We start from the raw sequence: 23,411 nt of genomic DNA on the forward strand, positions 1-23,411 counted from the left end.
GAGCCTGAGGTGGACCAGCGTCACGGCGGGAGAGCGCCTGTATGGCGACTACCAAGGCACCTGGGGGCTGATCCGGCTACTGGAAGCCGCCCGGATCACCGCTCTGGACGACAGCGACAGCCAGTACCGCATGGTCCTCAAAGCCCCGGACGGCCTGGACCTGACCTGGCACTTGCGCACGGAACTGGGCGCAGGGCCGATGGCGCTACTCGCCCTGCGCGGCTTCACCTTGCCGTCGCAGATATTTCTTGATGAGCGGTAAGCGTGCGCGGGCCAAGGCGCAGTGGTGCCTGTAAACAGCGCGCGCCGGTGTTTGCCCAGGGTTGGCCAGTACTACACACTCAGGCGCAAAGCCAGTGCGCATAAGGTGATCAGCAGAATCGGCAGGGTCAGGATCACGCCGGTTTTGAAGTAGTAACCCCAGGTGATGCGGATGCCCTTGCGCGCCAGTACATGCAGCCACAGCAGGGTGGCGAGGCTGCCGATGGGGGTAATTTTGGGGCCCAGGTCTGCGCCGATGATATTGGCGTAGATCATGGCTTCGCGCACGGCGTCGCTGGTGTCGCTGGCTTGAATCGACAGGGCTCCCAGCAGCACGGCAGGCATGTTGTTCATGACCGACGACAACAGCGCCGCGAGCAGGCCGGTGCCTACCGTCGCGCCCCACAGGCCTAGGGTGGCCAAGTGGTTAAGCGCCAGCGTCAGCCAGGTGGTGAGGCCTGCGTTTTTCAAGCCGTAGACCACCAGGTACATGCCCAGTGAAAAGGTCACCACTTGCCAAGGGGCTTCGCGCAACACGCGCCGGGTCGAAATCACCTGGCCCCGTGCTGCCACTGCGAAGAGCAGGGCGGCGCACACGGCGGCAATCACACTCACGGGAATGCCCAGGGGCTCCAGCACGAACAGCCCGATCAGCAGCAAGGCGAGCACGGCCCAGCCGACATAAAAGGTCAGTGGGTCGCGGATTGCCTGGCGTGGGTCGGGCAAGTCCGTCAGGGCGTAGTGGCGAGGAATGTCGCGGCGGAAAAACCCGTACAGCACCAGCAATGTGGCCGCCACGGACACCAGATTGACTGGCACCATCACCGCCGCGTAGTCGCTGAAGCCCAGGCCGAAGTAGTCCGCCGAGACGATATTCACCAGGTTCGACACCACCAGCGGCAGGCTGGCCGTGTCGGCGATAAATCCGGCGGCCATCACAAAGGCCAGGGTGGAGGCGGCCGAAAAGCGCAGCGCCAGCAGTATCGAAATCACGATGGGGGTCAGAATAAGCGCGGCCCCGTCATTGGCGAACAGCGCTGAAACCCCGGCCCCCAACAGCACGGTAAACACAAACAGGCGGCGCCCGTCACCCTTGGCCCAGCGGGCCACATGCAAGGCGGCCCATTTGAAAAAGCCGGCTTCGTCGAGCAGCAGGCTGATGATGATCACGGCGATAAAGGTGCCGGTGGCGTTCCATACAATCCCCCACACCACCCCGATATCCGCCAGGCTCACCACCCCGGCCAGCAACGCCAGCAGCGCACCCAATGAGGCACTCCAGCCCACACCCAAGCCTTTGGGTTGCCAGATGACCAGCACCAGCGTGAGTACAAAAATGGCGAAGGCAATCAGCATATAAACCTCGTCAGGTCGTGGCTTGGCAGCAAGCCGACGTATTGAGCGGGCGGTCGCCCATGGCACGCAGCCGGGCGCTGTCATCCGCCAGCCAGTCGGCATTGCCGATCTGGGTGGTGTCCAGCACGGTGCGCACCCAGTCTGGCAAGTGGGGGTTGAGGCGGTAGTACACCCATTGACCCTGACGGCGGTCGAGCAACAGCCCGCCACTGCGCAACAGGGCGAGGTGGCGGGAGATTTTCGGTTGGCTGTCGCCCAGTGCACACACCAGTTCGCAGACGCACAACTCACCTTCACGACAGATCAGCAATGTGGCCCGTGCACGGGTTTCGTCGGCCAGGCACTTGAACAGGGCGGCAGGGGTCAGCATGGAAGGTGTCCTTAAGGTAGGCTTATATGAATATACGGATATTCACATATAAGGCAAGTGCGAAAAGTGCCGCTCTGCCCGGGGCGGTCTTCGTGGTATATAAACGCCCCCAAAAAGGAGCGCCCAGGCTATGGATATCAAGTGTTCGGTTTTTATTGCAGCCAGTGTGGATGGTTTTATTGCCAGGGCGGATGGCGATATTGAGTGGCTGCACCGGCCTGAGTACGAATGCCCTGTGCTGAACGGGCTCAGCTACGAAGCGTTTATGGCCAGCGTTGACGCGCTGGTGATGGGGCGTAAAACCCTGGAAAAAGTGCTGTCGTTTCCAGACTGGCCCTACGAAAACACGCCCGTCGTTGTGCTTTCACAGGCCGGGGTGACCTTGCCCGAGGCCTTGCGTGACAAGGTCGAAGTGCTGGCGGGTGAACCCGCCGTCATCGTGGCGCAACTGGCGGCGCGCGGGCTCAAGCACCTGTACATTGATGGCGGTCAGACCATTCAAGGGTTTCTCGCGGCGGGGTTGATTAACGAACTGGTGATCACGCGCATTCCGGTATTGCTGGGCCAGGGCATTACGCTGTTCAGCCTGGTGGGCGAACCGCGAGCGTTACGTTTGATTGACGCCTCGGTGTCCGATAACGGCTTTGTGCAAAGCCGTTATCACGTACTCGCCTGACCGCAGCGGCCACCCCTTAGTGTGCGGCGATGGCTGCAACGCCTTGCCGCTCACCGTGGGGGAAACCTTGGGCGCGGGCGCGAAAGGCGATGGCCAGGCTGATCAGCATCAGGGCGGCAATCACCCAGGCAAAGGCTCCGGGCCCCCATTGGCCGAGCAGCACGCCGCCCAACAGCCCACCGCCTGCAATTGCGCTGTTCCACACCACTACGTTCAGGGAGAGGGCCACATCGGCCCCATCGCCTGCCGCGTCGGCCAAGGCGGTTTGCAACAGCGTCCCGGCTCCGCCAAACGACACACCCCAGACCAGCACGCCGGCGTAAATGGCGGTGGCGGAGCCTGAGAACACCCCGAAAGCAACGGCGACGGCGGCGAACGCCGCGAGGCTGGCCAGCACGGCGGTGCGCAGGTGACGGTCAACCAGGCGGCCGGTGATCCAGATGCCCGACAGTGCCGCGACACCGAATACCAGCAGCACTTGACCCACTTCGCGACCCAGCCCGGCCGTGGACACGAAGGGTGCGATATAGGTGTACAGAATGTTGTGGGCCAGCATCCAGGTCATCACTACGCCCAGCACCGAGCCGACACCGGGCGTGAACAGCACCTTGCGCAGGGGCAGGCGGCGGGAGGATGGCTGCCCGGCGTAATCCGGAACCTTGATTACGACCCAGGCAATCAGCACCAGGGACAGCCCGGACATCATGCCAAACGCCATGCGCCACCCCATTACCCCGCCGAGCCAAGTGCCCAATGGCACGCCCAGTGACAAAGCGATGGGCGTACCCACCATCGCCACGGCGAGTGCCCGCCCCTGCAGCTTGGGCACAACCATGCGCCGCGCATAGCCCGCAATCAGGCTCCAGGCCAGCCCCGCAGACACCCCGGCGAAAAACCGCGCAACTAGGGTCAGTGCGTAATCGTGAGACAAAGCGGTGAGCGTGTTGAACACTAAAAAGCCGATGATGGTCAGCAGCAGTACCGTGCGTCGACGCCAACCTTGAGTGGCGATGGTCAGCGGAATGGCCGCCAGCAGCGAGCCCAGGGCATAGACCGTCACCCACTGGCCGGCCAGCGCCTCACTGACGCCCAGGCCGCTGCCAATTTCGGGCAACAAGCCGGCGGGCAATGTTTCGGTCACGATGCACAGAAAGCCGGTCATCGCCAGCGCCAGCAGCGCCCCCAGTGGAAGTGTTTCGCCCTGCGGTTCAGCGGTTGTCATCGAAGCGCTCTCAAGTTATGTACTGATCGATATAAATATAGAGAGGGGCGCATGGATGGTCAATGACTTATGTATCGACTAGTATGTATGTGAAGCGAAAGGAGGTTCACATGGCAAGAATGGGACGCCCGCGCACGTTCGACCGTGACGTGGCAATCACACAGGCCATGCACCTGTTTTGGGAGCATGGTTATGACGCGACATCACTCAGTCAACTCAAGGCGGGTATCGGCGGGGGCATCACCGCGCCCAGTTTCTACGCGGCATTCGGCTCTAAACAGGCCTTGTTCAGTGAAGTCATGGCACGTTACCTGGCCACCCACGGGCGGGTCACCGACAGCCTGTTCGACACCTCGCTACCGCCCGCTGAAGCCATCGAGCTGGCCTTGCGGCGCTCGGCCCGTATGCAATGCGAGCCGGACCACCCCAAGGGGTGCCTGGTGGCATTGGGGTTGATGAGCACCTGTTCGCAGGAGAGCACACTCATCTCCCGGCCCTTGGCTCAAGCGCGGGACAGAACCCGGGCGGGCTTGCTGGCCTGCGTTGAGCGCGCCATCGCCTCGGGCGAGTTGGCACCAAGTGTGTCAGCGCAAGCGCTGGCCACGGTGTTCGACAGCTTTCTGCTGGGCCTGTCGACGTTGGTTCGCGATGGTGTTGCGCATGCCACCCTCGATACCGCCGTCACCCACATTATGGGCCTGTGGCACAGCGCTTTAGCAACGAAAGAGGACCTCAAGATTCACCCCCCGATGGAGTACCAACCAGGATGAGCATGGACATACGACTGACACAAAAGCGCGACTGGAAGTTGCTGAAACAGGCGCGTCTGGCCGCCTTGCTGGACACCCCTACGGCGTTTGGCGTGAGTTATGGGTCAGCGCTGGACAACACGGATGAGCAATGGCAAGAACGTGCCGACTCCAGCACCGGCACGCAATTCTGGCTGGCCCTCGAGGGCGGTAACCCACTGGGTATGGTAGGTGCGGTGATAAATAACGTCGGCCGCTGCAACCTGATCGGCATGTGGGTTCACCCTGCACTTCGCGGTAGCGGGGTGGCTGACCAGTTAGTCATGGGGGTCAAGGCATTCGCCCTGCGAGACGGCCATTCACAGGTTTACCTCGACGTCTCCCCGGACAACATCGGTGCCAGCCGTTTTTATCTCAAACAGGGTTTTGTCTTTATTGATGAATGGGAGCCACTGGCTAGCTACCCTCATATCAACGTTCAGACAATGGTCTGGACCGCGCCCTGAGAAGGCTGTTTTGAGCCATTCATGGCGATGACGCCATCTCACCGGCCACGGTCCGGTCGACCAGGCGCAGGCGGTTGCGGCCGCCGCGTTTAGAGGCGTAAAGCGCAGCGTCGCCCAGTTCAATCAAGTGGCTGAGGCTGGCGGGCGGGCTGTCGAACCGCTCGGCTCCGATGCTCAGCGTCACCGGTTGGGGGGTGGCAAAGGCCTGTGATGTGGCGTGGTAAAACTGATCGCGCAGGCTGTTGCCCAGGGTTTCGATGTGCTCGTTTGACACGTTGCCCAACAGCATCACGAACTCATCGCCCCCCAGCCGGGCGGCCAGTGCGCCTTTGGGCAAGTGCGCCCGAATCATCTCGCTCAGCGTGACCAGCAAGCGGTCACCGGCCGTGTGGCCGTACAGGTCATTGACCAGTTTGAAGTGGTCGATATCAATCAGCAGCAACGCCCCGGGCTGCGCGGCAGACACACCGTTCAACAGGTGCGGTGCCCGTACTTCAAGGGCGCGGCGGTTGTACAGGGCGGTGAGCGGGTCTCGAGCGGCAAGGCGGGCGATCAGTTTTTCGCGTCGGTAGCGCTCGGTGCCGGTCATCGACAAGGCAATCAGCATGATGGCCATTGCTCCCTCGACCAGGGAAATTTGAATGATCTCACCGCGAAACGCCGCCAGGTCGATCAATTCTCCCGGTATCACTGCCGTGATGGCCTTGGCGATATAAAACAGCCCGTGGATCAGCAGCACATAGCGCAACTGCACAGCCCCCACGCTCAGCGACTTACCGTGGGGGCGCAATAGCCAGCAGGCTTTGAGTGTTAACAGGGCCACCAGCAGTGAGTTGACCAGCAACATGACCCACGACCAGGACGGCTGGCTCGGTACCAACAGCAGCAGGGGCCAGACGGCAAACACCAGGTACCAGCCCCGTGCCAGGCGTGACTGGGTGAAGCGCGCCACGCCCAGCAAGAACAACCAGTGGGCGACCACCAGCAGGCCATTGGCGAACCAGATGCCGATCAGCAACAACCCGTGGCTGCGCAACAGGGCCAGGGTCGAGCCCACGGTAATGGTGGCAAACCCCGCGCTCCAGAACAGCAGTGACGGTTCGCGCACGCTGCGCCATTCAATGGCCAGGTAGAATGCGGCGGCCGCCGCCAGCGCGACAGTGAGGGTCAACAGGGTGAGAGGGTCGAGTGCCATGGAGTGACCGGCCTGCCTGAAGTACGGGAATAAACGCGATTGTAGGCGCATTCGCAGGCTTTTCGCAGGGTGCTCTGAGGCACCTGGGTGCAAAAAGAGCTTGGATATATGAAGAAACACTAATTAGAATCAGTCTCATTTACTCAGCCTTTCACCGGGTTCCTTGACATGACTGACGCCGCACCTACCCACGAGCAGACCTTGCACACCTTGTACCGCGACCACAGCAGTTGGCTGCAGTGCTGGCTGCGCAAGCGCATGGGCAACGCTTGGGATGCTGCGGACCTGAGCCAGGACACGTTTGTGCGGGTGCTGTCCAGCGCCCAGCCACTGGCCGAGGTGCGCGAGCCCAGGGCCTACCTGTTGACCGTTGGCAAGCGCCTGCTGAGTAATTTCTATACCCGGCGCAGCCTGGAACAGGCGTATCTGGAGGCGCTGGCACAGTTGCCGCCAGCCTGCGTGCCGTCCCCCGAACAGCGCTGGCTGCTGCTGGAAACCCTGCAAGCACTGGACGAGCTGCTCGACGGCTTGCCGGCCGTGGTGCGCCGCGCATTTCTCTGGAGCCAGCTCGAAGGGCTGGGGTATCAGGACATCGCCGAGCGGCTAAAGGTGTCTGAACGCACCGTCAAACGCTACATGGCCCAGGCCTATGAGCATTGCTTGCGGGTGCCGATGTGAGCGTGACCGCGCCTGCGGCAGGGGAGCGCGAAGTGATTCGGGCGGCAGCGCAATGGTTGGCGCTCATCGAGTCCGGCTCGGCGAGCGCCCAGGACCTGGCACAGTTGCAACACTGGCGTGAGAGTCACAGCGCTCACGAAAGCGCCTGGCAGAAAGCCCAAGGGCTGCGCCAGCGTTTCAGTGGCTTGCCGCCGGCGTTGGCCATGGCCACGTTGGACCGGCCGGATGTGGCACGGCGGGCCCTCTTGAAACACGCCTTGGGCGTTGCCGTGGTGGTACCGACCGCCTGGCTGTTGACGCGGCACATGCCGTTGGACGTATGGCGCGCCGACTTGCACAGCGCCACCGGCGAGCGCACGCGGGTGCGGCTGGCGGACGGCAGTGCGGTGCAACTGAACACCGACTCGGCGGTCAATGTCGACCTGAAGGCCCGCCAGCTGACGCTGCTACGCGGCGAACTCGCGCTCTCGGTACCGGGCCGCGCTGCGCTGACGGTTGGCTCACCCTACGGGCGTGTCAGCGTTAGCCACAGCGACGTCTGTCTGCGCCTTACGGCCAGCGGTTGTCAGGTGTCGGTTCTGCGCGGCACAGTCCAGGTGCAGCCGTTGCAGGGGGCTGCTGTGCAGTTGCATGGCGGGCAACAGGTTATGTTGCGCGCCTCGGGCGCAACGGCGGTGACTTCGTTCGACGCCGATGTGCCCGGTTGGCGGGACGGCGTGTTGATGGCGCACAACCAGCCGTTGGGGGACTTTTTGCGGGAATTGGACCGCTACCGGCCCGGGGTGCTGCGCTGGGAACCGTCCCTTGAACACTTGCGGGTCACGGGCAGTTTTCAACTGGACGACACCGATCGCATCCTCGCCTTGCTGGCCGTGACCTTGCCGGTGGAGGTCCACACCCGTACGCGCTATTGGGTCACCCTGGTGCCGCGTCATCGACACGCTTAATCGCGCCGTCTCGACAAAGGGATGCACATCGGTGTCCCTTTTTTCAATCTCGCCGGTCATGTAAGGCAAGTGAATCCCTACAAGAGAGTTGTGCCATGACCGCCGTACCGTCCTTGCGCTTGCGCCCGCTGTTGCATTTGGGGTTTGCGCTGACCCTGAGCGCCAGCCCCCTGTTGATGACCGCCAGTTGGGCCGACACCTCGCAACGCCGCAGTTATCAGGTGCCTGCGGGCAGCCTGGACGCAGCCCTGACCCGTTTTGCCGGGCTGGCTGGGGTGAGCCTGTCTGTGGACCCTGCACTGGTCAGCGGCCACGCCAGTGCTGGCTTGTCCGGGGAGTATGCGGTGCAGGAGGGCTTCGAACGCCTGCTGCAAGGGTCTGGCCTGCAATTGGTGCCGCTCGGCACTCAGGCTTACACCTTGATGCCGGTGCCCGAGGGCAGCGATTCGTTGCACCTGCCCAGCACCTCGGTACTGGGCACGGAGGGTGCAGCGGGCGGTGAGGTGTTTGCCGGCGGCCAGGTGGCACGCCGTGGCTCGCAAGGCTTGCTGGGCTCGCGGGACTTTATGGACACGCCGTTCAGCATGACCACCTACACCGGTGAAACCGCCAAGAACCTGCAAGCCCGCACCCTGGGCGATGTGATCGCCAGCGACCCCTCGGTGCGCGCCATCAACCCGGCAGGCGGGCGCTTCGAGCAATTCTCCATTCGCGGTTTCAGCCTGTTGAACAGCGACGTGTCCTATAACGGCCTCTACGGCATCTTGCCCACGTACACCATCGACATGGAGATGGCCGACCGTATTGATATCCTCAAAGGCCCCACCCAGTTGATCAACGGTATTTCGCCCCGGGGCAGTGTCGGCGGCGGGATCAACGTGGTGCCCAAGCGGGCCACCGACGCGCCCGTGACCGAGTTCACCGCCAATTACGCTTCCAGCAGCCAAGTGGGCGGCGCAGTGGATATCGGCCGCCGGTTCGGTGAAGGCAACCAGTTCGGCGTGCGGTTCAACGGCGTCAAACAGGGCGGTGACACCGAATGGGGCCATCAAAACGTAGACCGCGAAATGGCGGTGTTGGGGCTGGATTTCCACGGTGAGCGGTTGCGCTTGTCCACGGACATCGGCCACAGCGAGCGTGACACCGATGCCCCGCAGGAACGGGTGCAGGTCAACCCCAAGGCCAAAGTGCCGGATGCCAACGCTATACGGCACAACTATGCCCAGGCCTGGAGCTGGGGCCGCACCAAAGACACGTTTGGCGCAGTGAATGGCGAATTCGATGTCAATGATTCGGTCATGGTCTACGGCGGGGTCGGGGCGCGCAAAGGCAACCACGCGTTTTTGCGGCACGCCGTGTCGGTGAGCAACGACGCCGGCGACTTTACCGTGCTGCCGCGCTACTTCACCCGGGACGAAAACGTGCGCACGGCCACTGCCGGGGTTCGCAGCTGGTTTCACACCGCCAGCGTCAGCCATGAACTCAACCTGGCGGCCAACTACTTCTACATGGACTTCCAGAACGGCGGTGCCCGTTACGGGCAGTCCACCAGCAATATTTATGACCCGGTGCCCACGCCCAAACCGCTCCAACCGGTGCGTGATGACCCGAAGGCCTACACCGAAAACCGCTTCAGCGGTGTGGCGCTGTCCGACACGCTGGGTTTTTTTGACGACCGTTTACTGTTGACCCTCGGGGCCCGCTGGCAGCGGATCAAAGTGGATGACTGGAGCAATGGCATCAAGGGCAAAACGGCCTACGACGAAGAAAAAGTCTCGCCGTCGGGTGGGGTGCTCTACAAGTTGACCGATGAACTGTCGGTGTACGCCAACTACATGGAAGGCTTGAGCCAGGGCAAGATTGCGCCCTCGATCGCGAAAAACTCGGACGAAATCTTTCCGCCGTTTATCAGCCGTCAGGTCGAGGTTGGTGCCAAGTACGACCTGGGCACAGTGGCCGTCACGGCGAGTGCGTTCCGCATCAAGCAACCGGCCTATGAAACCAATGCCACCTCGCTGGTGTTCGGCCCCAATGGCAAGCGCCAGAACCAGGGCGTTGAGGTGAGCGTGTTTGGCGAGCCGCACAAGGGCGTGCGGCTGCTGGGCGGTGTGATGTACATCGACAGTAAGCTGGAAGACACCCTCAGCGGTGCCTTTGACGGCAACCGCGCCCCGGCCACGCCCACCTTCAACGTGAGCCTGGGCGCGGAGTGGGACCTGCCGGCGGTGCAGGGGCTGACGTTGACCGGCCGCAGCATTTACTCCAGCTCCCAGTACCTGGACCAGGCCAATACCAAGAAAATCGATGGCTGGAAACGCTTCGATGTAGGGGCCCGCTACGCCTTCAAAGTGGATGACAAAGCCGTCACGGTGCGCGGGTCGGTGGAAAACGTGCTGGGTACCCGCTTCTGGAGTTCGGCCGGTGCGCCGGATGACAGCGACCCCGGCCTGACCCTCGCGACCCCGCGCACCTACCTGCTGTCGGCCACGGTCGGTTTCTGATAGGCGTTGGCGTCCTTGAACACCGCCTTGAGCCGGGGGTCGTTCAGGTACGCCACGTTCAGGCGTGTCCAAGGGTTGATACGTGACTGCTCAGGGGAAAAGATATGCCCCGGGGCGATCATAAAACCCTTGGGCAGCAGTTGCCGCGTCAGTTCCCGCGCGTCGTTCAGGTGGGCAAACCGTGCCCACAGGTACAGGCTTTGTTCCGGGCGGCAAAACACCTGAGCCCCGATCTCATCCAGCAGTTGCAACCCTTGGGCCGTGGCTTCTGTGAGGCGTTCTTGCAGACGAAGCTGGTGGCGCAAAAAGTGCCCCTCCATCAACACCACATCCACCGTGCGCTCGCAGAACTCGGAGGAGCTGGTGTGCAGCAGCATTTTCAGGTCGCCCAACTCATCGATCAGGTCTTTGCTGCCTGCGATAAACCCCACCCGCAACGCCGCAGAAACCGACTTGGAAAAGCTGCCCACATACAGCGAGCGGCTGAGCTGGTCCAGCGCCGACACCTTGATGGCCGAGGCGGGTTTGAAATCGGCCAGGGCGTCGTCGTCCACCAGGATAAAACCGTGGGCCTGCGCCAGTTGCACCAGCCGATGGGCCTTGGCCGGTGAAATATCGGAGCCGGTGGGGTTATGCCCCACCGACTGGATAAAAAAAAGCTTGGGCGTGTGTTCGCGCAGGTGCTGCTCCAGCGCATCCATGTCGGGCCCGTCTGCCAAACGCGGTACTGCCAGCATGCGTGCGCCCTGTAATTGCAGTTTGCCGAACAGCGGGTAGTAGCCGGGGTCTTCGACCAGCACGGTATCGCCCGGCGCGATAAAGCGGCGAATGATCAGGTCCAGTGCGTGATTGGCACCGTGGGTGGTGACGATCTGGCGCGGGCTGACGGTGATCGAGTAACTCGCCAGCTTTTGCACCAGGTGCTGGCGCAAACTCGCATTGCCCAGCCGGTTGCCGTAGCGGAACAGGGTGCTGACGCCGGTGCGCATGATCTGCCGGGTGAATTTGTCCAGGCGCAGGTCCATCAGCCATTCCACGGGCGGAAAGCCTTCGCCGAGCGGGGACTGGCCCGGCTCGCGGACAAACTGCTGGCGCATCAGCCACACCGTGTCCATGGCTCGGGCGTAGGGCAACGGCTCGTCGGGTTCACTGCCGGTGGGCGCGCCCTGGCGCACGAAGAAACCCTGGCCGTGGCGGGCTTCCACCAGCCCTTGGGAAGCCAGTGATTCATAGGCGTTGATCACGGTGTTTTTGGAATGGCCAAACAGGCGCATGCACTCGCGCAACGACGGCAAACGATCGCCCACGCGGTACGTGCCATTGCCGATCTGTTCCACCAGTGAAGCAGCCAATTGTTGGGCGAGGGTCAGGCGTGACATGCCGGAATTCCTGTTAAGGGTACAGCTTGGGTACTGTTTGTCCGAACTGTACCTTCTCTGTGGGTGCCTGGGGAATTAGGGTGCAGGGCATCGACAACAATAAAGACTCAGGACTGTACGTATGCCTATTGATTCGCGCCTTCCCCAGTTCCGCAGCTTGACCCCCGCCGAACGCCTCGATCATCTGCAAACCGCCCTGCAACTGTCCGCCGATGACGTGGCGCTGCTGCGCGAGCCGGGTGCGCTGGCACTGGAAATCGCTGACGGGATGATCGAAAACGTGATCGGCACGTTTGAGCTGCCTTATGCGGTGGCGAGCAATTTCCAGCTCAATGGCCGGGACGTCGTGGTGCCGATGGTGGTCGAAGAGCCGTCGGTGGTGGCGGCCGCCTCGTTTATGGCCAAGCTGGCGCGGGAAGCGGGCGGTTTTCAGACCTCCAGCTCGCAACCGTTGATGCGCGCCCAAGTGCAGATTGTCGAGGTGTCTGACCCTTACAACGCCCGTTTGAGCCTGATGCGCCGCAAGGACGAAATCATCGAGCTGGCCAATCGCAAGGACCAGTTGCTCAACTCCCTGGGCGGCGGTTGCCGTGACCTGGAAATCCACACTTTTGCCCAGAGCCCGCGTGGGCCAATGCTGGTGGCGCACCTGATTGTCGACGTGCGCGATGCCATGGGGGCCAACACCGTCAACACCATGGCCGAAGCCGTGGCACCGTTGATGGAAGAGATTACCGGGGGCAAGGTGCGCCTGCGTATTCTGTCCAACCTGGCGGACCTGCGGCTGGCCCGCGCGCAAATCACCGTGGCCCCGCACTTGTTGACCACCGAGGCGTACAAGGGGGAGGACGTGATCGAAGGCATCCTCGATGCCTACAACTTCGCCGTGGTTGACCCGTACCGCGCGGCCACCCACAACAAAGGCATCATGAACGGCATCGACCCGCTGATCGTTGCCACCGGCAACGACTGGCGCGCCGTAGAGGCTGGCGCGCATGCCTACGCCTGCCGCGACGGCCATTACGGCTCGTTGACCACCTGGGAAAAAGACAGCCACGGTAACCTGGTGGGCACCCTGGAAATGCCGATGCCGGTGGGCTTGGTGGGCGGTGCGACTAAAACTCATCCGCTGGCGCAGTTATCATTGCGCATCCTTGGGGTGAAGACCGCGCAAGAGCTGGCTGAAATCGCCGTGGCCGTGGGCCTGGCGCAAAACCTGGGCGCACTGCGGGCATTGTCCACCGAAGGCATCCAGCGCGGGCACATGGCGCTGCATGCACGCAATATTGCCTTGTCGGCCGGCGCACGGGGTGAAGAGGTCAACTGGTTGGTTAAACAGATGGTCGAGGCTCGGGACGTGCGTGCCGATCATGCCGCGACCCTGTTGAAGGGCAAGCGCGGGCAGTGATTGCCCGTGGCACGCGCACCCCATTCATAACAATAAAAGCCCGCACGGGCAGTGGGAGACTCCCTTGAAACCCGAACTCTATGAAGTATGGGGCGACACCGTCGACCCCCGGCATTTGCTGTATTCGATTGGCATCGGTGCTGTCGTCAGCCTGGGGACGTTCTTTACGGCTCAGTACGTTCTGCTCGACTGGGTGGAGTCCGCGCAAATGGCGCGGGCCTACGCCATGCTGGTGGGGATACTCGGTTGCCTGGGGGGCGGCGCGTTAAGTGCGTCGCTGTTCAAGCCCAAGCGCCATGTGGTGGTGCATCAGGTCGATCCGGCCTGGCGTGGGCAGGCGCTGATCGACCTGCAAAATGAGTTTGGCGACCTGGGCCGGCTGGCCGACCTGCCGCCTCAGACCATCGCTGAGTTGCGTGAAATGGACCTCTACGACCTGTTCGTCGATTACGAGAAGGGCCTGGCTGCGCCAGCCTCGACCACGGCACCGGATGGCCTGCGCGCCGAAGGAGGCCGGTCATGATCGAACCACTTATGGATCAAATCCTGATTGCCTTGGGCATGGGCATTTTGGGGGCGGTGGTGTTTGCTGCCATCGGGCTCATTTCCGGCAGTGACGAAACCACCACCCTGGCACCGTTGACCTTGCTGGTGGTGCTGCTGGGCGTGCCGGCTCCCGGGGTGCTGACCTTCTTTCTGGCCGGGGCCGTCGCCAAGCACATGACCCATGCGGTGCCGACGGCACTGCTGGGCATTCCGGGCGACACTCTGGCCACGCCCCTGATGCGTGAAGCCAACCTGCTGCGCAACCTGGGGGTGCCGCATATTGCCTTGCGCAAAATGCTCTCGGGAGCGGTGATCGCCGCGCTGATTGCGGTGCCGATGGCTGTACTGTTCGCGGTCATGCTGGCACCGTTTGGTGACACGATCAAACGCACCGCCCCGTGGATTTTCCTTGCAGCGGCGGTAGCCATCGCATGGTTCTCCAAAGGGCGTCTGGCGGCGGTGCTGGCGTTGATTCCGTTTGTGCTGATTATCCTCGGCCTGCAAGCCCTTACCGCGCAGCACGGGGTGAAGCTGACCGTCAGCTACTTTCTGGGCATTGCCATCGGCCCGTTGATTGCGGCCTTGTTCGCCATGCTTGCACCGGCGGAACGCGCCAGTATGCGGCGCAGTGAAGTACGCACCTTTTCCCTGTCGCCAGACGTTAAAAGCAGTGGCGGGTTTTTCCCTAACCCGTTCAAGGTGCTGGACCCTCAACAAAGCCGCTGGACCGCCATCACGGCGGTGATTTCCAGCGCCACGTTTGTGTTCAGCCCGGTGGCCATGACGGTGATCATGGGGGAAATGGTCGGCGCGCGGATCAAGCATGTTTATCATCGCCTCACCACCGTCTTGACCGCCCGTAATGGCGTGACTGAATCAACCTATATTGCCGAAGCCCTGATTCCGCTGATCGCCTTCGGCTTGCCCCTGAGCCCTGTGGCCGCCGGCCCGGCGGCACCGCTGTTCAACGCACCGCCACGTTTCACCGTGGACTCGGCCACGGGCGAAGTGCACAACCTGCACACCTTGCTGACCACCTGGGAGTTCTTCGGCTACGGCATGTTGGCCGTGATAGTGGCCATTTTGATCGCTTACCCCTTCACCATGAACTACGCCTACCGGGCCGCGTCCTGGGTCTCGCGCAAAATCAGTCACGAAGCAGTGATTGCGACGTTTGTGGGCCTGATCCTGGTGATCGGCATTTGGGAAGGCGGCTTGCTCGGGTTGCTGGTGATTGTCACCGTGGGCTTGCTGGGCGGGTTCCTGTCGCGGTTCCTGGGTTTCAATATCGGCGTGCAATTTATGGGTTATTACACCGCCGTATTGAGTGTGCCGGCGATGATTGCCTTGATGGGCGGTTAATTGCAGCCGGTATCCGCCGCCTGGCGACGTATATGAACTAGAGTTGCTCCCTATCGGACACACACGAGAGGGAGCCTCATGACGGCGCTGGATGTTTTTTGGGTTGGGCTGGGGGGCGGCCTGGGGTCGCTCTTGCGCTGGTGGATCGGTTTGCGGGTTGCCCGACTCTACAAGGGCCCGCTGCCGCTGGCCACGTTGTTGATCAACGTCAGCGGGGCGTTTGTGATCGGCTACCTGAGCATTCTGTTCAGTGTCGATTGGCGTGACCGCTACGGCGACATGCTCAATGCCGCCGTCCTCACCGGGATCCTCGGGGGCTACACCACATTCAGCAGCATGCAACTGGATGCCTCCAAACTGGCCAAGGCGAAGGATCGCGCGTGGGCGGCCGGTTATTTAATCCTCTCGGTACTGGTGGGTCTGGCCGCCGCCGCTTTTGGCGCCTGGCTGGCGCGCTGACAAGGAGCAGGAACGATGCTGAATTTTGTAATCTTGATTTTTGTGGGCGGGGCGTTTGGGGCCATGTGCCGCGAGTTTGTGATGCTGTCGGTGCCGCACCTGGCCGATGGCTTTCCCATGGATATTTTCGTCGCCAATATCGTCGCCGCGTTTTTGTTGGGCGTGGCCACGTCGCTGTTCAAGAGCAACCGCATCAACCAGTACGTGCACGTCATGGTGGGTACGGGGATCATGGGCGGGCTGTCGACGTTTTCCAGTTTTGTGTTCGGTGCGGTGCAGATGATGGACAACCCGATCGGGGTGCTGGTTGCTATCTGCTATTTGGTGACCAGCCTGGTCATCGGCTTTGCGGCCGTGGAAGCGGGGCTGTATGTGGGGGGCAAAGCCACGCCTGTGCCGGCGTCTGAGTAACGGCCTTCCAGATCAACCGATCGCGAGCAAAGCTGGGTAGGAGGGCGCTTGCTCGCGATCTTTTGATCTTGCGTATTAGCCCAACGAGTTGCGCTTGCCGAAGAACATTTCGGTGATCAGGTCGTTGTTGATCTGGTCGCCCTGCAGGGTACGTACCAGCAGTTCGCTGCCCAGCAACGGCAGGGACAGCACCAGGGTCGGGTTGACGCGCTTGACCTTGGGCATGTTGCGCGTTTCGTTGACCAGCGCGATGGTTTGAGTGTCTTCACCCTCGACTTCCTTGGCCGCCAGTACGATGAAGACGTTTTCGGCGTCGCTCTCGCTCAGGGCCACAATGTATTTGGCATCGGCTGCGCCGGCCAGCTTGAGGGTCGCGGCCGAGGAGGGGTCACCTTCGATAAGGTCGGCCTTTTCGGGCAAGTCGTGCGGGCTGTTCGGTGCGCACACGACAGTGACATGCTCACCACGGTCGGTCAGGCCCTTGTACACGTTTTGGGCCATTGAGCCGGTGCCCACGAGGATGTAGTGATTTTTACGCGCCATGTGAGTAATCCTGCCTTTAACAATGCGTTGGATGTTGTTGCTGATCAGCGGGCCAGCAATGGAGGCCACGGAAATCGCGAAGATCGTGATGCCCAGAATGATCACCGTCAGGGTGAAAAAGCGGGCGTCGGTGGTATGCGGGATGATGTCGCCAAAGCCGACCGTCGACATGACCACAATGGCGAAGTAGAACGCTGACGGCAGGTCGGTGACCGGCGGTGCGAACTGCTCGCCCATGTAAAGCGTGCCCAGCGTGCTGTACACAATCAGCGAGGCAATGCTGACCACGGCAAAGAAACTGCCGCTGGCAAGGCTGTAGTGATCGAAATGGCGCCAGTAAAAGATCAGTACGGCAATGGTCGCGAGTGAGTAATACGTCACCCCCGTGGGTTTTTTCAGGATAAACAGGCTGACGCAGACGGTGGCCACCAGCAGCAGCAAGGCAAAGAACCAACTGATACGTGACTTGATCAGCAGCCCCAGTGCCATGAGCACCAGGACAAAGCCCACCACGAAGCCGGGGATTTCCAGCAAGGCCAGAAAGCCCAGGGCTTCTTTCCAGGTGTCAAAACCGCCGGATGAGGCCGACGAGTGGGTGATCCCGCGTTGCAACACGGGGACAAAGAGCAGGAAGCCATTGATGGCCACCATCAAGGCGACCCCGTAGGCAAAGGAGAGTCGCGATTTTACGGCCTGTATGAGTGTCATAAGCTCTTCGACGCCACGTTTAAAAGGGGTTGAAAGACAGGGCGGAGCGATTGCCCCGCCCCGTTCGCGGCACGGCGACCTTCAGGCCGCTCATTGACGGTGTTCGGGCATGGCATCCTTGTTGGGTACCAAAAACAACCAGGAAGCCAGTACGAACGGCATGGTCAGGCTCGGGATACCGATCGGCCCCAGCAGGGTGTTCAGCGCCCCTTGCACAAAGACCGTAAACACCACCCCGATCAAGGTGTAGATCAGCACGCGCCAGCTCGGCTTGTTAAAGGTCGAACCCAGAGCGATGGCGGTCAACACGGCGCTGAACGCATACAGCCCGTTGTTAATGCCGGCGTGATCGGCTTGCAGCAGGGTGGCGGTGAGGACCGCCAGCACCGAGCCAAAAAAGCCAAACACGGCCGCCCACAGTGAAGACACGGCCAGCCCGGCCAGGAACAGCACACTGCCGATCACGGTGCTGATCAAGAACACTTCAGAGACGCCGTAAAACGTGCTCTTGAGAAAATCGATGCCGTCAAACACGTTGCTGTTATGCGCCACCAGGTCGTGGGGCAGGTTGGGCACCGGCAAGGCATTGCCTTCCATGCCGCCAAACGAGTAGCTGGCCAGCAGCAGCGTCCAGGTGACCAGGACGAAAGGGGCGGTGAGGGCCGCGACTTTCCAGGTTTTGAGAATGTCAGCGATACAGATCGTGACAATCACGGAGACCACACTGCCCAGCAGGATGCACAGCCATAGCACGGGTGAAACCTGCAGGAAGGTCGGCAAGGCCACACCCACCAGGCAACCGTTATAGCCGTATAAACCAGCCTTCCAGGAGGTCTGGTCCGGGAGTTTCATGCCAAACAGGGTGGCCGTTGCCGTGCCCAGCACGGCACCGTACGCGACGGCCGGGTTGCCTTCGGCAAAAGCCCCGACAAAGATTGCTGCAAAGAACAGCAACCCGGTCAGGGGGTTGTTCTGGAACATGACCTGAGCACAGCCGCGCAGGGTCACGTCAATAAATTGCAGCCCGGCATTGCCATTGACCCAGCGTGACCAGGTGGAGGTCACGGCGTTATCAGCATCCATCTTCGATTCTCCCGCGTAGTGGCCGGCCCCTGGGGGCACTGTCGTCGTCCATCATTGTTGAAACCCGCGTCGTCGCTGGCGAAGGCTGCGATCTCGCCGCCTCGTTCCTTCGTCAGCGACGACAGGCTTACCCTAGCGCCACAAAAATTGCGGTTGCAGTGTGACGCCCAGCACTTCTTCACGGGCGATTTTCCAGAACTCGCGGATTTGCGCTTTCACCTGACCGCTGTCATTGCCCAACACCTTGAAGATCAGCCCGCAGTTGTTGGGCAGTCGCGTGACGCCGCTGGCCAGGCCCGCCTTCATATCGAACAGGGCAGGTACCCGCTCGACAATCCGGTCGTGGTGTTCTTTGGGGGTGAGCAACACCACGTTGCCGAATACGTCGAAGGTTTGCATCACGCCAATGGCGTCCAGGCTTTCCTTTTTCGGCTCGAGCACGTATTTCTCGACAAACAGTTCCTTGCCTTCGAGGGTCTCGGCCGAGACACGCGAGGAGTACACATCGAAGCCAAAGCGCTCATCGACGTGGTGGTATTTACGGCCCGACATCAGAATCTCGCAATAAATCGCCGTCGCCGTCGGGTGGATCTTGATTTGCGTGTCGGTGATAAACCGTGCATTGCGATGAGGGATCAGCGGGTCTGGCATAAACTCCAGGTAGCCGTTCTCTTCAATACGAAAATGCTGGATCTGCGAGGCGTAGTTGGCATTCATCGAATGCACTTTGGTGGCCGACTGGGTGGTGACGTGCCCGCAGGCACCCACGCCCACGTTCACGTCCGTGGCCAGCCGGTCGCCCTGCAACACGCAACCCGACGTCGAAATCATGGTGACGCACGGCAGCTGGGGCATTTCCTCGTCCCAGTACAACGCCCGCTGCACCAGGGACGGCACGCGCCGCTCCATGTCAGCCAGAATGCTGCGCGTGCCGCGATTTTCGAACCCCAGGCGCAAGTAACCACTTTTGCCCGCCGAGCCGCTGGCCATTTGCGGCGGCTCGTCCTGATACTCCGCCAGCTCCGGCGCGTCATTGCCTAACGAGTGAGCGCGGAGCCGTGAAGGGGTGTTCACGATCTGGCTCGGGACAGTCATGCAGTGACCTCGCTCTTGGCCGTTGCAGTCGGTTTTTGGGCGAACAGGAACATGTGCTCAATCATGTCCACCAGCGCTTCAATGCCGTGGCCGGTCTTGCAGTTGGTGAGGATATAAGGGCGGTTGCCGCGCACCACTTTGGTGTCGCTTTCCATCACATCCAGGCTGGCACCGACGTACGGGGCCAGGTCGATTTTGTTGATGATCAGAATGTCGGCCTGTACCAGCCCAGGGCCATTTTTGCGCGGGATTTTCTCGCCTTCGGCTACGTCGATCACGTAGATATAAAAGTCGGCCAGGGCCGGGCTGAAGGTCAAGGTCAGGTTGTCGCCGCCGCTCTCGATCATGATCAGGTCGCTGTCGGGGAACTTTTCTTCCATTTCCTCTACGGCGGCGATGTTCATGCTCGGGTCTTCACGCACGGCCGTGTGCGGGCAGGCTCCGGTTTCAACGCCCAAAATCTTGTCTTCGTCGAGGATGCCCTTGAGGGTCCGCTTGACCTGTTTGGCGTCTTCGGTGGTCACGATGTCGTTGGTGATAATCAGCGGCTTGTAGCCACGGTTGATCAGGATCGGGGTGATCACTTCGATGATGGCGGTTTTGCCTGAACCGACCGGGCCGCCAATACCAATACGCGTAATCTTTTTCACAAGCATGCTCCTGATGCAATAAAACAAGTTGAGGCGGCGTGGGCACACGGGCCCACGCCGATAAACGCCTTCAGTTCATAAACAGCCGCACGTGCGCCTTGACGTGGACGGCGGCGAGCACATCGACAATGGGTACATACGAGGCCATTTGGTCGATGTCACCGATTTCAGCGATGTCGCAGAAGCTTTCAATATCGTGGTTGAGCTCGAACAGAATGTGCTGGGTGTCCAGGTGGGTGACGCGCATCAGGCGCATGGCGGCGCTGAGGATGGTCATGGCCACGCCGTACTGGTGCATTACCACCACTTCGCGGGCCCCGATGCCTTGTGTGGACATCACCACCGCCTGGGTCACCGGGTAGGTGCCCGCCGCGTTGCCGGCCTTGATCTGCTCAAGCCACCAGCGCACCAGCGGGGTCTCGACCACATGAATCGACATTTCCGCCAGTTTTTTGCCCATGCGGGTGGCCATCAGACGGCTTTCTTCGTTGAGCTTGCGGTTATGCACCGCCCAGTCCGCCCGCAGGATGCCTTCACGGTCTTGCGCCACGGCGGCCCGGTGCGCCGCGACGACGCCCATGCCGTCGCAACTGGCGGCCTGCTTGAGGGCGGTCAGGACAAAGCCTTTAAGGGTGGCCACATCGTGCACGATGCCGGTTTGAATCGCGGATTCAATACCGTTGGAGAACGTGAATGCGCCCACCGGCAAGACTGAGTCGCCGAACTGCATGATGCGGATGAGATCTGCTGCCTTCATGGTCACGCCTTTTGCCGGACTTAGTGTTTGTGGTCGTGGTAGGTAAGCCCATTGTCGTGGCTGTGACGCTGGCTATCACCGTGAGTGTGCTGGCCATGAATCTTCAGCGCGTCCAGCTTGTCCTGGGGGCTGTCGACGTGAACGTGGGTGCCGGTTTCTTCCGCGCCGCCAAACAGCAAGCGGGCTTCGGAGGTGGTGAGGTGCGGCAGGATTTCGGCACCGCCGATAAAGGCGTAGGGCAGGTGCTCAAACCCGTGGGTGCGCATCACCGAGTCCATCATGCGGGTTTCAACGGTCAGCGGGATGTACACCTCGTTATGCTTGGTGACGGCTTTCCAGTGCTGGTTACCCAGGGCATGGCCCAGTTCAAAGCTGGTTTTGATCAGCACGTCCAGCGGCTGTTGCTTGAGTTCCTTGAGGTCGATGACCATCACATCGCGCAGGTTCAGTTGCACCATCACGGCGGTGTTATTGGCTTCGTCCCACATCAGCACGTCGCCGTCCGCCAGCACGACGTTGCGCTCCAGGGAAATACCCAGGTCAAGGCCGCCGAGGCTGGTGCGTCGGCAACGGCTTTTTTGGGCTTCGCGCTGGTCCAGTACCAACAGGTCGACGTTGGCCCCTTCAAGCTTTTGTTTCCAGGCCTCGTCTTTTTTGGCGTTGCCCAGAATGTGTTCAATCAAAATCACGTTAACAACTCCTTCCCTGAATCAGTCATCGGGTACGGCTGGCAGGGCGTTCACACCCGGCCAGCGTCCCGTTCAGGCCTTAGCCAAAGAAATAACGCTGGTTCATGCTGGCCACATCAATCGGTTTGCAGGTGGCGTGCACGCCGTCGACCTTCACCGAGAAGGTTTCCGGGTCGACTTCGATCTTCGGCATCTGGTCATTGCGCACCAGGTCTTTCTTGGAGATGGTGCGGCAGTTGCGCACCGCCATGACCTGACGCTCCAGGCCGGCTTTTTCCTTCACGCCATCTTCCAGCGCCGCTTGCGAGACAAACGTAACGCACGTGTCTTGCATGGTTTTGCCGAAGGCCCCGAACATCGGACGGTAGTAAACCGGCTGCGGGGTTGGCAGGGAGGCGTTAGGGTCACCCATGGCGGCCCAGTTGATCATGCCGCCCTTGATCACCAGCTTGGGCTTGGCCCCGAAGAAACGCGGGTCCCACAGCACCAGGTCGGCCATCTTGCCGACTTCGACCGAGCCCAGCACATGGCTGACGCCTTGAGCGATAGCCGGGTTAAGGGTGATCTTGGCCACGTAGCGCAGCACGCGGAAGTTGTCGTTGTCGGCGCTGTCTTCCGGCAACTTGCCACGGGAGGCTTTCATGGCGTGGGCGGTTTGCATCACGCGCAACCAGTTTTCGCCCACACGGCCCATGGCTTGGGAGTCACTGGAGAACATGGAAATCACGCCCATGTCCTGCAGCACGTTTTCGGCGGCAATGGTCTCGGGCCGCACGCGGCTCTCGGCAAAGGACACGTCGGCCGGCACGTTCGGGTTGAGGTTGTGACAGACCATGATCATGTCGAACAACTCGGCCTGGCTGTTGATGCCGTAGGGCAGGGTCGGGTTGGTCGAGCTGGGCAGCACGTTGGGCTGGCTGGCCACTTTGATGATGTCCGGGGCGTGACCGCCGCCTGCACCTTCGGTGTGGAAGGTGTGGATGGTGCGGCCTTCAAAGGCATCGATGGTGTCTTCGACGTAGCCGCCTTCGTTCAAGCTGTCGGTGTGTACCGAGACCTGAACGTCCATTTCGTCTGCGATGCGCAGCGAATGGCGCAGGGCGTTGGACGTTGCGCCCCAGTCTTCGTGAACCTTAAGCCCGGCCACACCGGCAATGATCTGTTCGACCAGTGGGTCACGGCCAAAGGAGTTGCCCTTGCCCAGCAGGCCCACGTTGATCGGCAGGCCTTCGAGGGAACGCAGCATGGCGCGGATGTTCCACGGACCCGGCGTCACGGTGGTGCCGTTGGTGCCGTCGGTTGGGCCAATGCCGCCGCCGAAGAAGGTGGTGATGCCGTTGGACAGGCCGTGATACGCCTGCTGTGGCGAGATCAGGTGGATGTGGCTGTCGATACCGGCGGCGGTCAGGATCAAGTGCTCGCCCGAGATGGCGTCAGTGCTCACCCCCACGACCATGTTGTTGGTCACGCCGGACATGACGTCCGGGTTGCCGCTTTTGCCGATACCGCAGATTTTGCCGTCGCGAATGCCGACGTCTGCTTTGATCACGCCCTGGATCGGGTCGATGATGGTGACGTTGGTGATCACCAGGTCCAGCACGCCGTTGTCACGGGTCAGGTGGTTGTTGGCGCCCATGCCGTCACGCAGGGATTTACCGCCGCCGTAGACGGACTCTTCGCCGTAACCGCGCAGGTCCTTTTCAATTTCAACGAACAGGTTGGTGTCGCCCAGGCGGATCTTGTCGCCAGTGGTCGGGCCGAACAGGCCTGCGTATTCTTTGCGTGAAATGGTTGGCATCGGTGGCTCCTTTTCTAATGCCGCACCGGCGTCGTCGATTCAACGGCGCGTGTGCACAGCTG

24 protein-coding genes are annotated in these 23,411 nt (G+C 61.4%); 12 read left to right on the top strand and 12 right to left on the bottom strand.

What is annotated here, in order from left to right; translation table 11 throughout:
* On the top strand, positions 1 to 262 hold a 262-nt coding region (locus Q1W15_RS23170), incomplete at its 5' end, for a type VI secretion IcmF C-terminal domain-containing protein (RefSeq protein WP_300733193.1).
* Between the two features lie 71 nt (positions 263 to 333).
* Here the strand turns inward: Q1W15_RS23170 and Q1W15_RS23175 are convergent.
* The gene (locus tag Q1W15_RS23175) at positions 334 to 1,617 is read right to left on the bottom strand and encodes an arsenic transporter (protein WP_300733196.1); all 1,284 of its coding nucleotides are present in this window, start codon (positions 1,615 to 1,617) and stop codon (positions 334 to 336) included.
* Between the two features lie 10 nt (positions 1,618 to 1,627).
* Positions 1,628 to 1,987: a metalloregulator ArsR/SmtB family transcription factor gene (locus Q1W15_RS23180; RefSeq protein WP_300733204.1), complete on the bottom strand. Its 360-nt coding sequence runs from the start codon at positions 1,985 to 1,987 to the stop codon at positions 1,628 to 1,630.
* Between the two features lie 130 nt (positions 1,988 to 2,117).
* Between Q1W15_RS23180 and Q1W15_RS23185 the strand changes: the two genes are divergently transcribed.
* Positions 2,118 to 2,663 carry a dihydrofolate reductase family protein gene (locus Q1W15_RS23185; RefSeq protein WP_300733208.1) on the top strand — a complete coding sequence of 182 codons (546 nt, stop codon included), beginning with the start codon at positions 2,118 to 2,120 and terminating at the stop codon, positions 2,661 to 2,663.
* Between the two features lie 16 nt (positions 2,664 to 2,679).
* On the opposite strand, the gene Q1W15_RS23190 is transcribed toward Q1W15_RS23185, so the two are convergent.
* Positions 2,680 to 3,885 (bottom strand): MFS transporter, encoded by a 1,206-nt coding sequence (locus tag Q1W15_RS23190; RefSeq protein WP_300733211.1) that lies wholly within the window; start codon positions 3,883 to 3,885, stop codon positions 2,680 to 2,682.
* Between the two features lie 110 nt (positions 3,886 to 3,995).
* Here Q1W15_RS23190 and Q1W15_RS23195 point away from each other — a divergent pair, with 110 nt between their 5' ends.
* Together Q1W15_RS23195 and Q1W15_RS23200 are read left to right on the top strand one after the other, a co-directional pair.
* A complete protein-coding gene (locus tag Q1W15_RS23195; protein ID WP_300733216.1) occupies positions 3,996 to 4,655 on the top strand; it encodes a TetR/AcrR family transcriptional regulator in 660 nt (219 codons plus the stop codon).
* Between the two features lie 2 nt (positions 4,656 to 4,657).
* Entirely contained in the window at positions 4,658 to 5,140 is a 483-nt protein-coding gene (locus Q1W15_RS23200; RefSeq protein WP_300733220.1) for a GNAT family N-acetyltransferase, read from the top strand.
* Between the two features lie 19 nt (positions 5,141 to 5,159).
* Here Q1W15_RS23200 and Q1W15_RS23205 read toward each other — a convergent pair whose 3' ends face one another.
* Positions 5,160 to 6,335 (bottom strand): GGDEF domain-containing protein, encoded by a 1,176-nt coding sequence (locus Q1W15_RS23205; RefSeq protein ID WP_300733363.1) that lies wholly within the window; start codon positions 6,333 to 6,335, stop codon positions 5,160 to 5,162.
* A gap of 168 nt (positions 6,336 to 6,503) precedes the next feature.
* On the opposite strand from Q1W15_RS23205, the gene Q1W15_RS23210 reads away from it, so the two are divergent.
* The 3 genes from Q1W15_RS23210 (at position 6,504) to Q1W15_RS23220 (ending at position 10,461) form a co-directional block, all read left to right on the top strand.
* On the top strand, positions 6,504 to 7,013 hold the full coding sequence (locus Q1W15_RS23210) for a sigma-70 family RNA polymerase sigma factor (RefSeq protein WP_300733223.1): 510 nt from the start codon (positions 6,504 to 6,506) through the stop codon (positions 7,011 to 7,013).
* Positions 7,010 to 7,960, top strand: coding sequence for a FecR domain-containing protein (locus Q1W15_RS23215; RefSeq protein ID WP_300733226.1), 951 nt, complete (start codon positions 7,010 to 7,012; stop codon positions 7,958 to 7,960). The genes Q1W15_RS23210 and Q1W15_RS23215 overlap by 4 nt, the downstream gene beginning before the upstream one ends.
* Positions 7,961 to 8,055: 95 nt before the next feature.
* Positions 8,056 to 10,461, top strand: coding sequence for a TonB-dependent receptor (locus tag Q1W15_RS23220; protein ID WP_300733229.1), 2,406 nt, complete (start codon positions 8,056 to 8,058; stop codon positions 10,459 to 10,461).
* On the opposite strand, the gene Q1W15_RS23225 is transcribed toward Q1W15_RS23220, so the two are convergent.
* A complete protein-coding gene (locus Q1W15_RS23225) occupies positions 10,431 to 11,840 on the bottom strand; it encodes a PLP-dependent aminotransferase family protein (RefSeq protein ID WP_300733232.1) in 1,410 nt (469 codons plus the stop codon). The genes Q1W15_RS23220 and Q1W15_RS23225 overlap by 31 nt on opposite strands.
* Before the next feature lie 121 nt (positions 11,841 to 11,961).
* Between Q1W15_RS23225 and Q1W15_RS23230 the strand changes: the two genes are divergently transcribed.
* The 5 genes from Q1W15_RS23230 to crcB (Q1W15_RS23250) all read left to right on the top strand — a co-directional run bounded on the left by Q1W15_RS23230 (position 11,962) and on the right by crcB (Q1W15_RS23250) (position 16,026).
* Entirely contained in the window at positions 11,962 to 13,248 is a 1,287-nt protein-coding gene (locus Q1W15_RS23230) for a hydroxymethylglutaryl-CoA reductase, degradative (RefSeq protein ID WP_300733237.1), read from the top strand.
* Positions 13,249 to 13,312: 64 nt separating this feature from the next.
* Positions 13,313 to 13,771: a hypothetical protein gene (locus tag Q1W15_RS23235; protein ID WP_300733242.1), complete on the top strand. Its 459-nt coding sequence runs from the start codon at positions 13,313 to 13,315 to the stop codon at positions 13,769 to 13,771.
* Positions 13,768 to 15,156 (top strand): tripartite tricarboxylate transporter permease, encoded by a 1,389-nt coding sequence (locus Q1W15_RS23240; protein ID WP_300733248.1) that lies wholly within the window; start codon positions 13,768 to 13,770, stop codon positions 15,154 to 15,156. The genes Q1W15_RS23235 and Q1W15_RS23240 overlap by 4 nt, the downstream gene beginning before the upstream one ends.
* Before the next feature lie 78 nt (positions 15,157 to 15,234).
* A complete protein-coding gene (gene crcB, locus Q1W15_RS23245; RefSeq protein ID WP_300733251.1) occupies positions 15,235 to 15,615 on the top strand; it encodes a fluoride efflux transporter CrcB in 381 nt (126 codons plus the stop codon).
* 15 nt (positions 15,616 to 15,630) lie between these two features.
* Positions 15,631 to 16,026, top strand: coding sequence for a fluoride efflux transporter CrcB (gene crcB / locus Q1W15_RS23250; RefSeq protein WP_300733254.1), 396 nt, complete (start codon positions 15,631 to 15,633; stop codon positions 16,024 to 16,026).
* A 75-nt stretch (positions 16,027 to 16,101) separates the two neighbouring features.
* On the opposite strand, the gene kch is transcribed toward crcB (Q1W15_RS23250), so the two are convergent.
* The 7 genes from kch to Q1W15_RS23285 form a co-directional block, all read right to left on the bottom strand.
* Positions 16,102 to 17,277: a voltage-gated potassium channel protein gene (gene kch / locus Q1W15_RS23255; RefSeq protein ID WP_300733257.1), complete on the bottom strand. Its 1,176-nt coding sequence runs from the start codon at positions 17,275 to 17,277 to the stop codon at positions 16,102 to 16,104.
* A gap of 90 nt (positions 17,278 to 17,367) precedes the next feature.
* Positions 17,368 to 18,360 (bottom strand): urea transporter, encoded by a 993-nt coding sequence (gene yut / locus Q1W15_RS23260; RefSeq protein WP_300733260.1) that lies wholly within the window; start codon positions 18,358 to 18,360, stop codon positions 17,368 to 17,370.
* Between the two features lie 132 nt (positions 18,361 to 18,492).
* The gene (locus Q1W15_RS23265) at positions 18,493 to 19,455 is read right to left on the bottom strand and encodes an urease accessory protein UreD (RefSeq protein WP_300733265.1); all 963 of its coding nucleotides are present in this window, start codon (positions 19,453 to 19,455) and stop codon (positions 18,493 to 18,495) included.
* Positions 19,452 to 20,105: an urease accessory protein UreG gene (gene ureG / locus Q1W15_RS23270; RefSeq protein WP_300733274.1), complete on the bottom strand. Its 654-nt coding sequence runs from the start codon at positions 20,103 to 20,105 to the stop codon at positions 19,452 to 19,454. The genes Q1W15_RS23265 and ureG overlap by 4 nt, the downstream gene beginning before the upstream one ends.
* Before the next feature lie 70 nt (positions 20,106 to 20,175).
* Positions 20,176 to 20,862 carry an urease accessory protein UreF gene (locus tag Q1W15_RS23275; protein WP_300733280.1) on the bottom strand — a complete coding sequence of 229 codons (687 nt, stop codon included), beginning with the start codon at positions 20,860 to 20,862 and terminating at the stop codon, positions 20,176 to 20,178.
* A 20-nt stretch (positions 20,863 to 20,882) separates the two neighbouring features.
* Positions 20,883 to 21,551 carry an urease accessory protein UreE gene (gene ureE / locus Q1W15_RS23280; RefSeq protein ID WP_300733282.1) on the bottom strand — a complete coding sequence of 223 codons (669 nt, stop codon included), beginning with the start codon at positions 21,549 to 21,551 and terminating at the stop codon, positions 20,883 to 20,885.
* Positions 21,552 to 21,630: 79 nt separating this feature from the next.
* On the bottom strand, positions 21,631 to 23,349 hold the full coding sequence (locus Q1W15_RS23285; RefSeq protein ID WP_300733288.1) for an urease subunit alpha: 1,719 nt from the start codon (positions 23,347 to 23,349) through the stop codon (positions 21,631 to 21,633).
* Between the last annotated feature and the right edge of the window lie 62 nt (positions 23,350 to 23,411).

It is taken from the genome of Pseudomonas sp. (genome assembly GCF_030150285.1).
In the GTDB taxonomy this organism is placed as follows: domain Bacteria; phylum Pseudomonadota; class Gammaproteobacteria; order Pseudomonadales; family Pseudomonadaceae; genus Aquipseudomonas.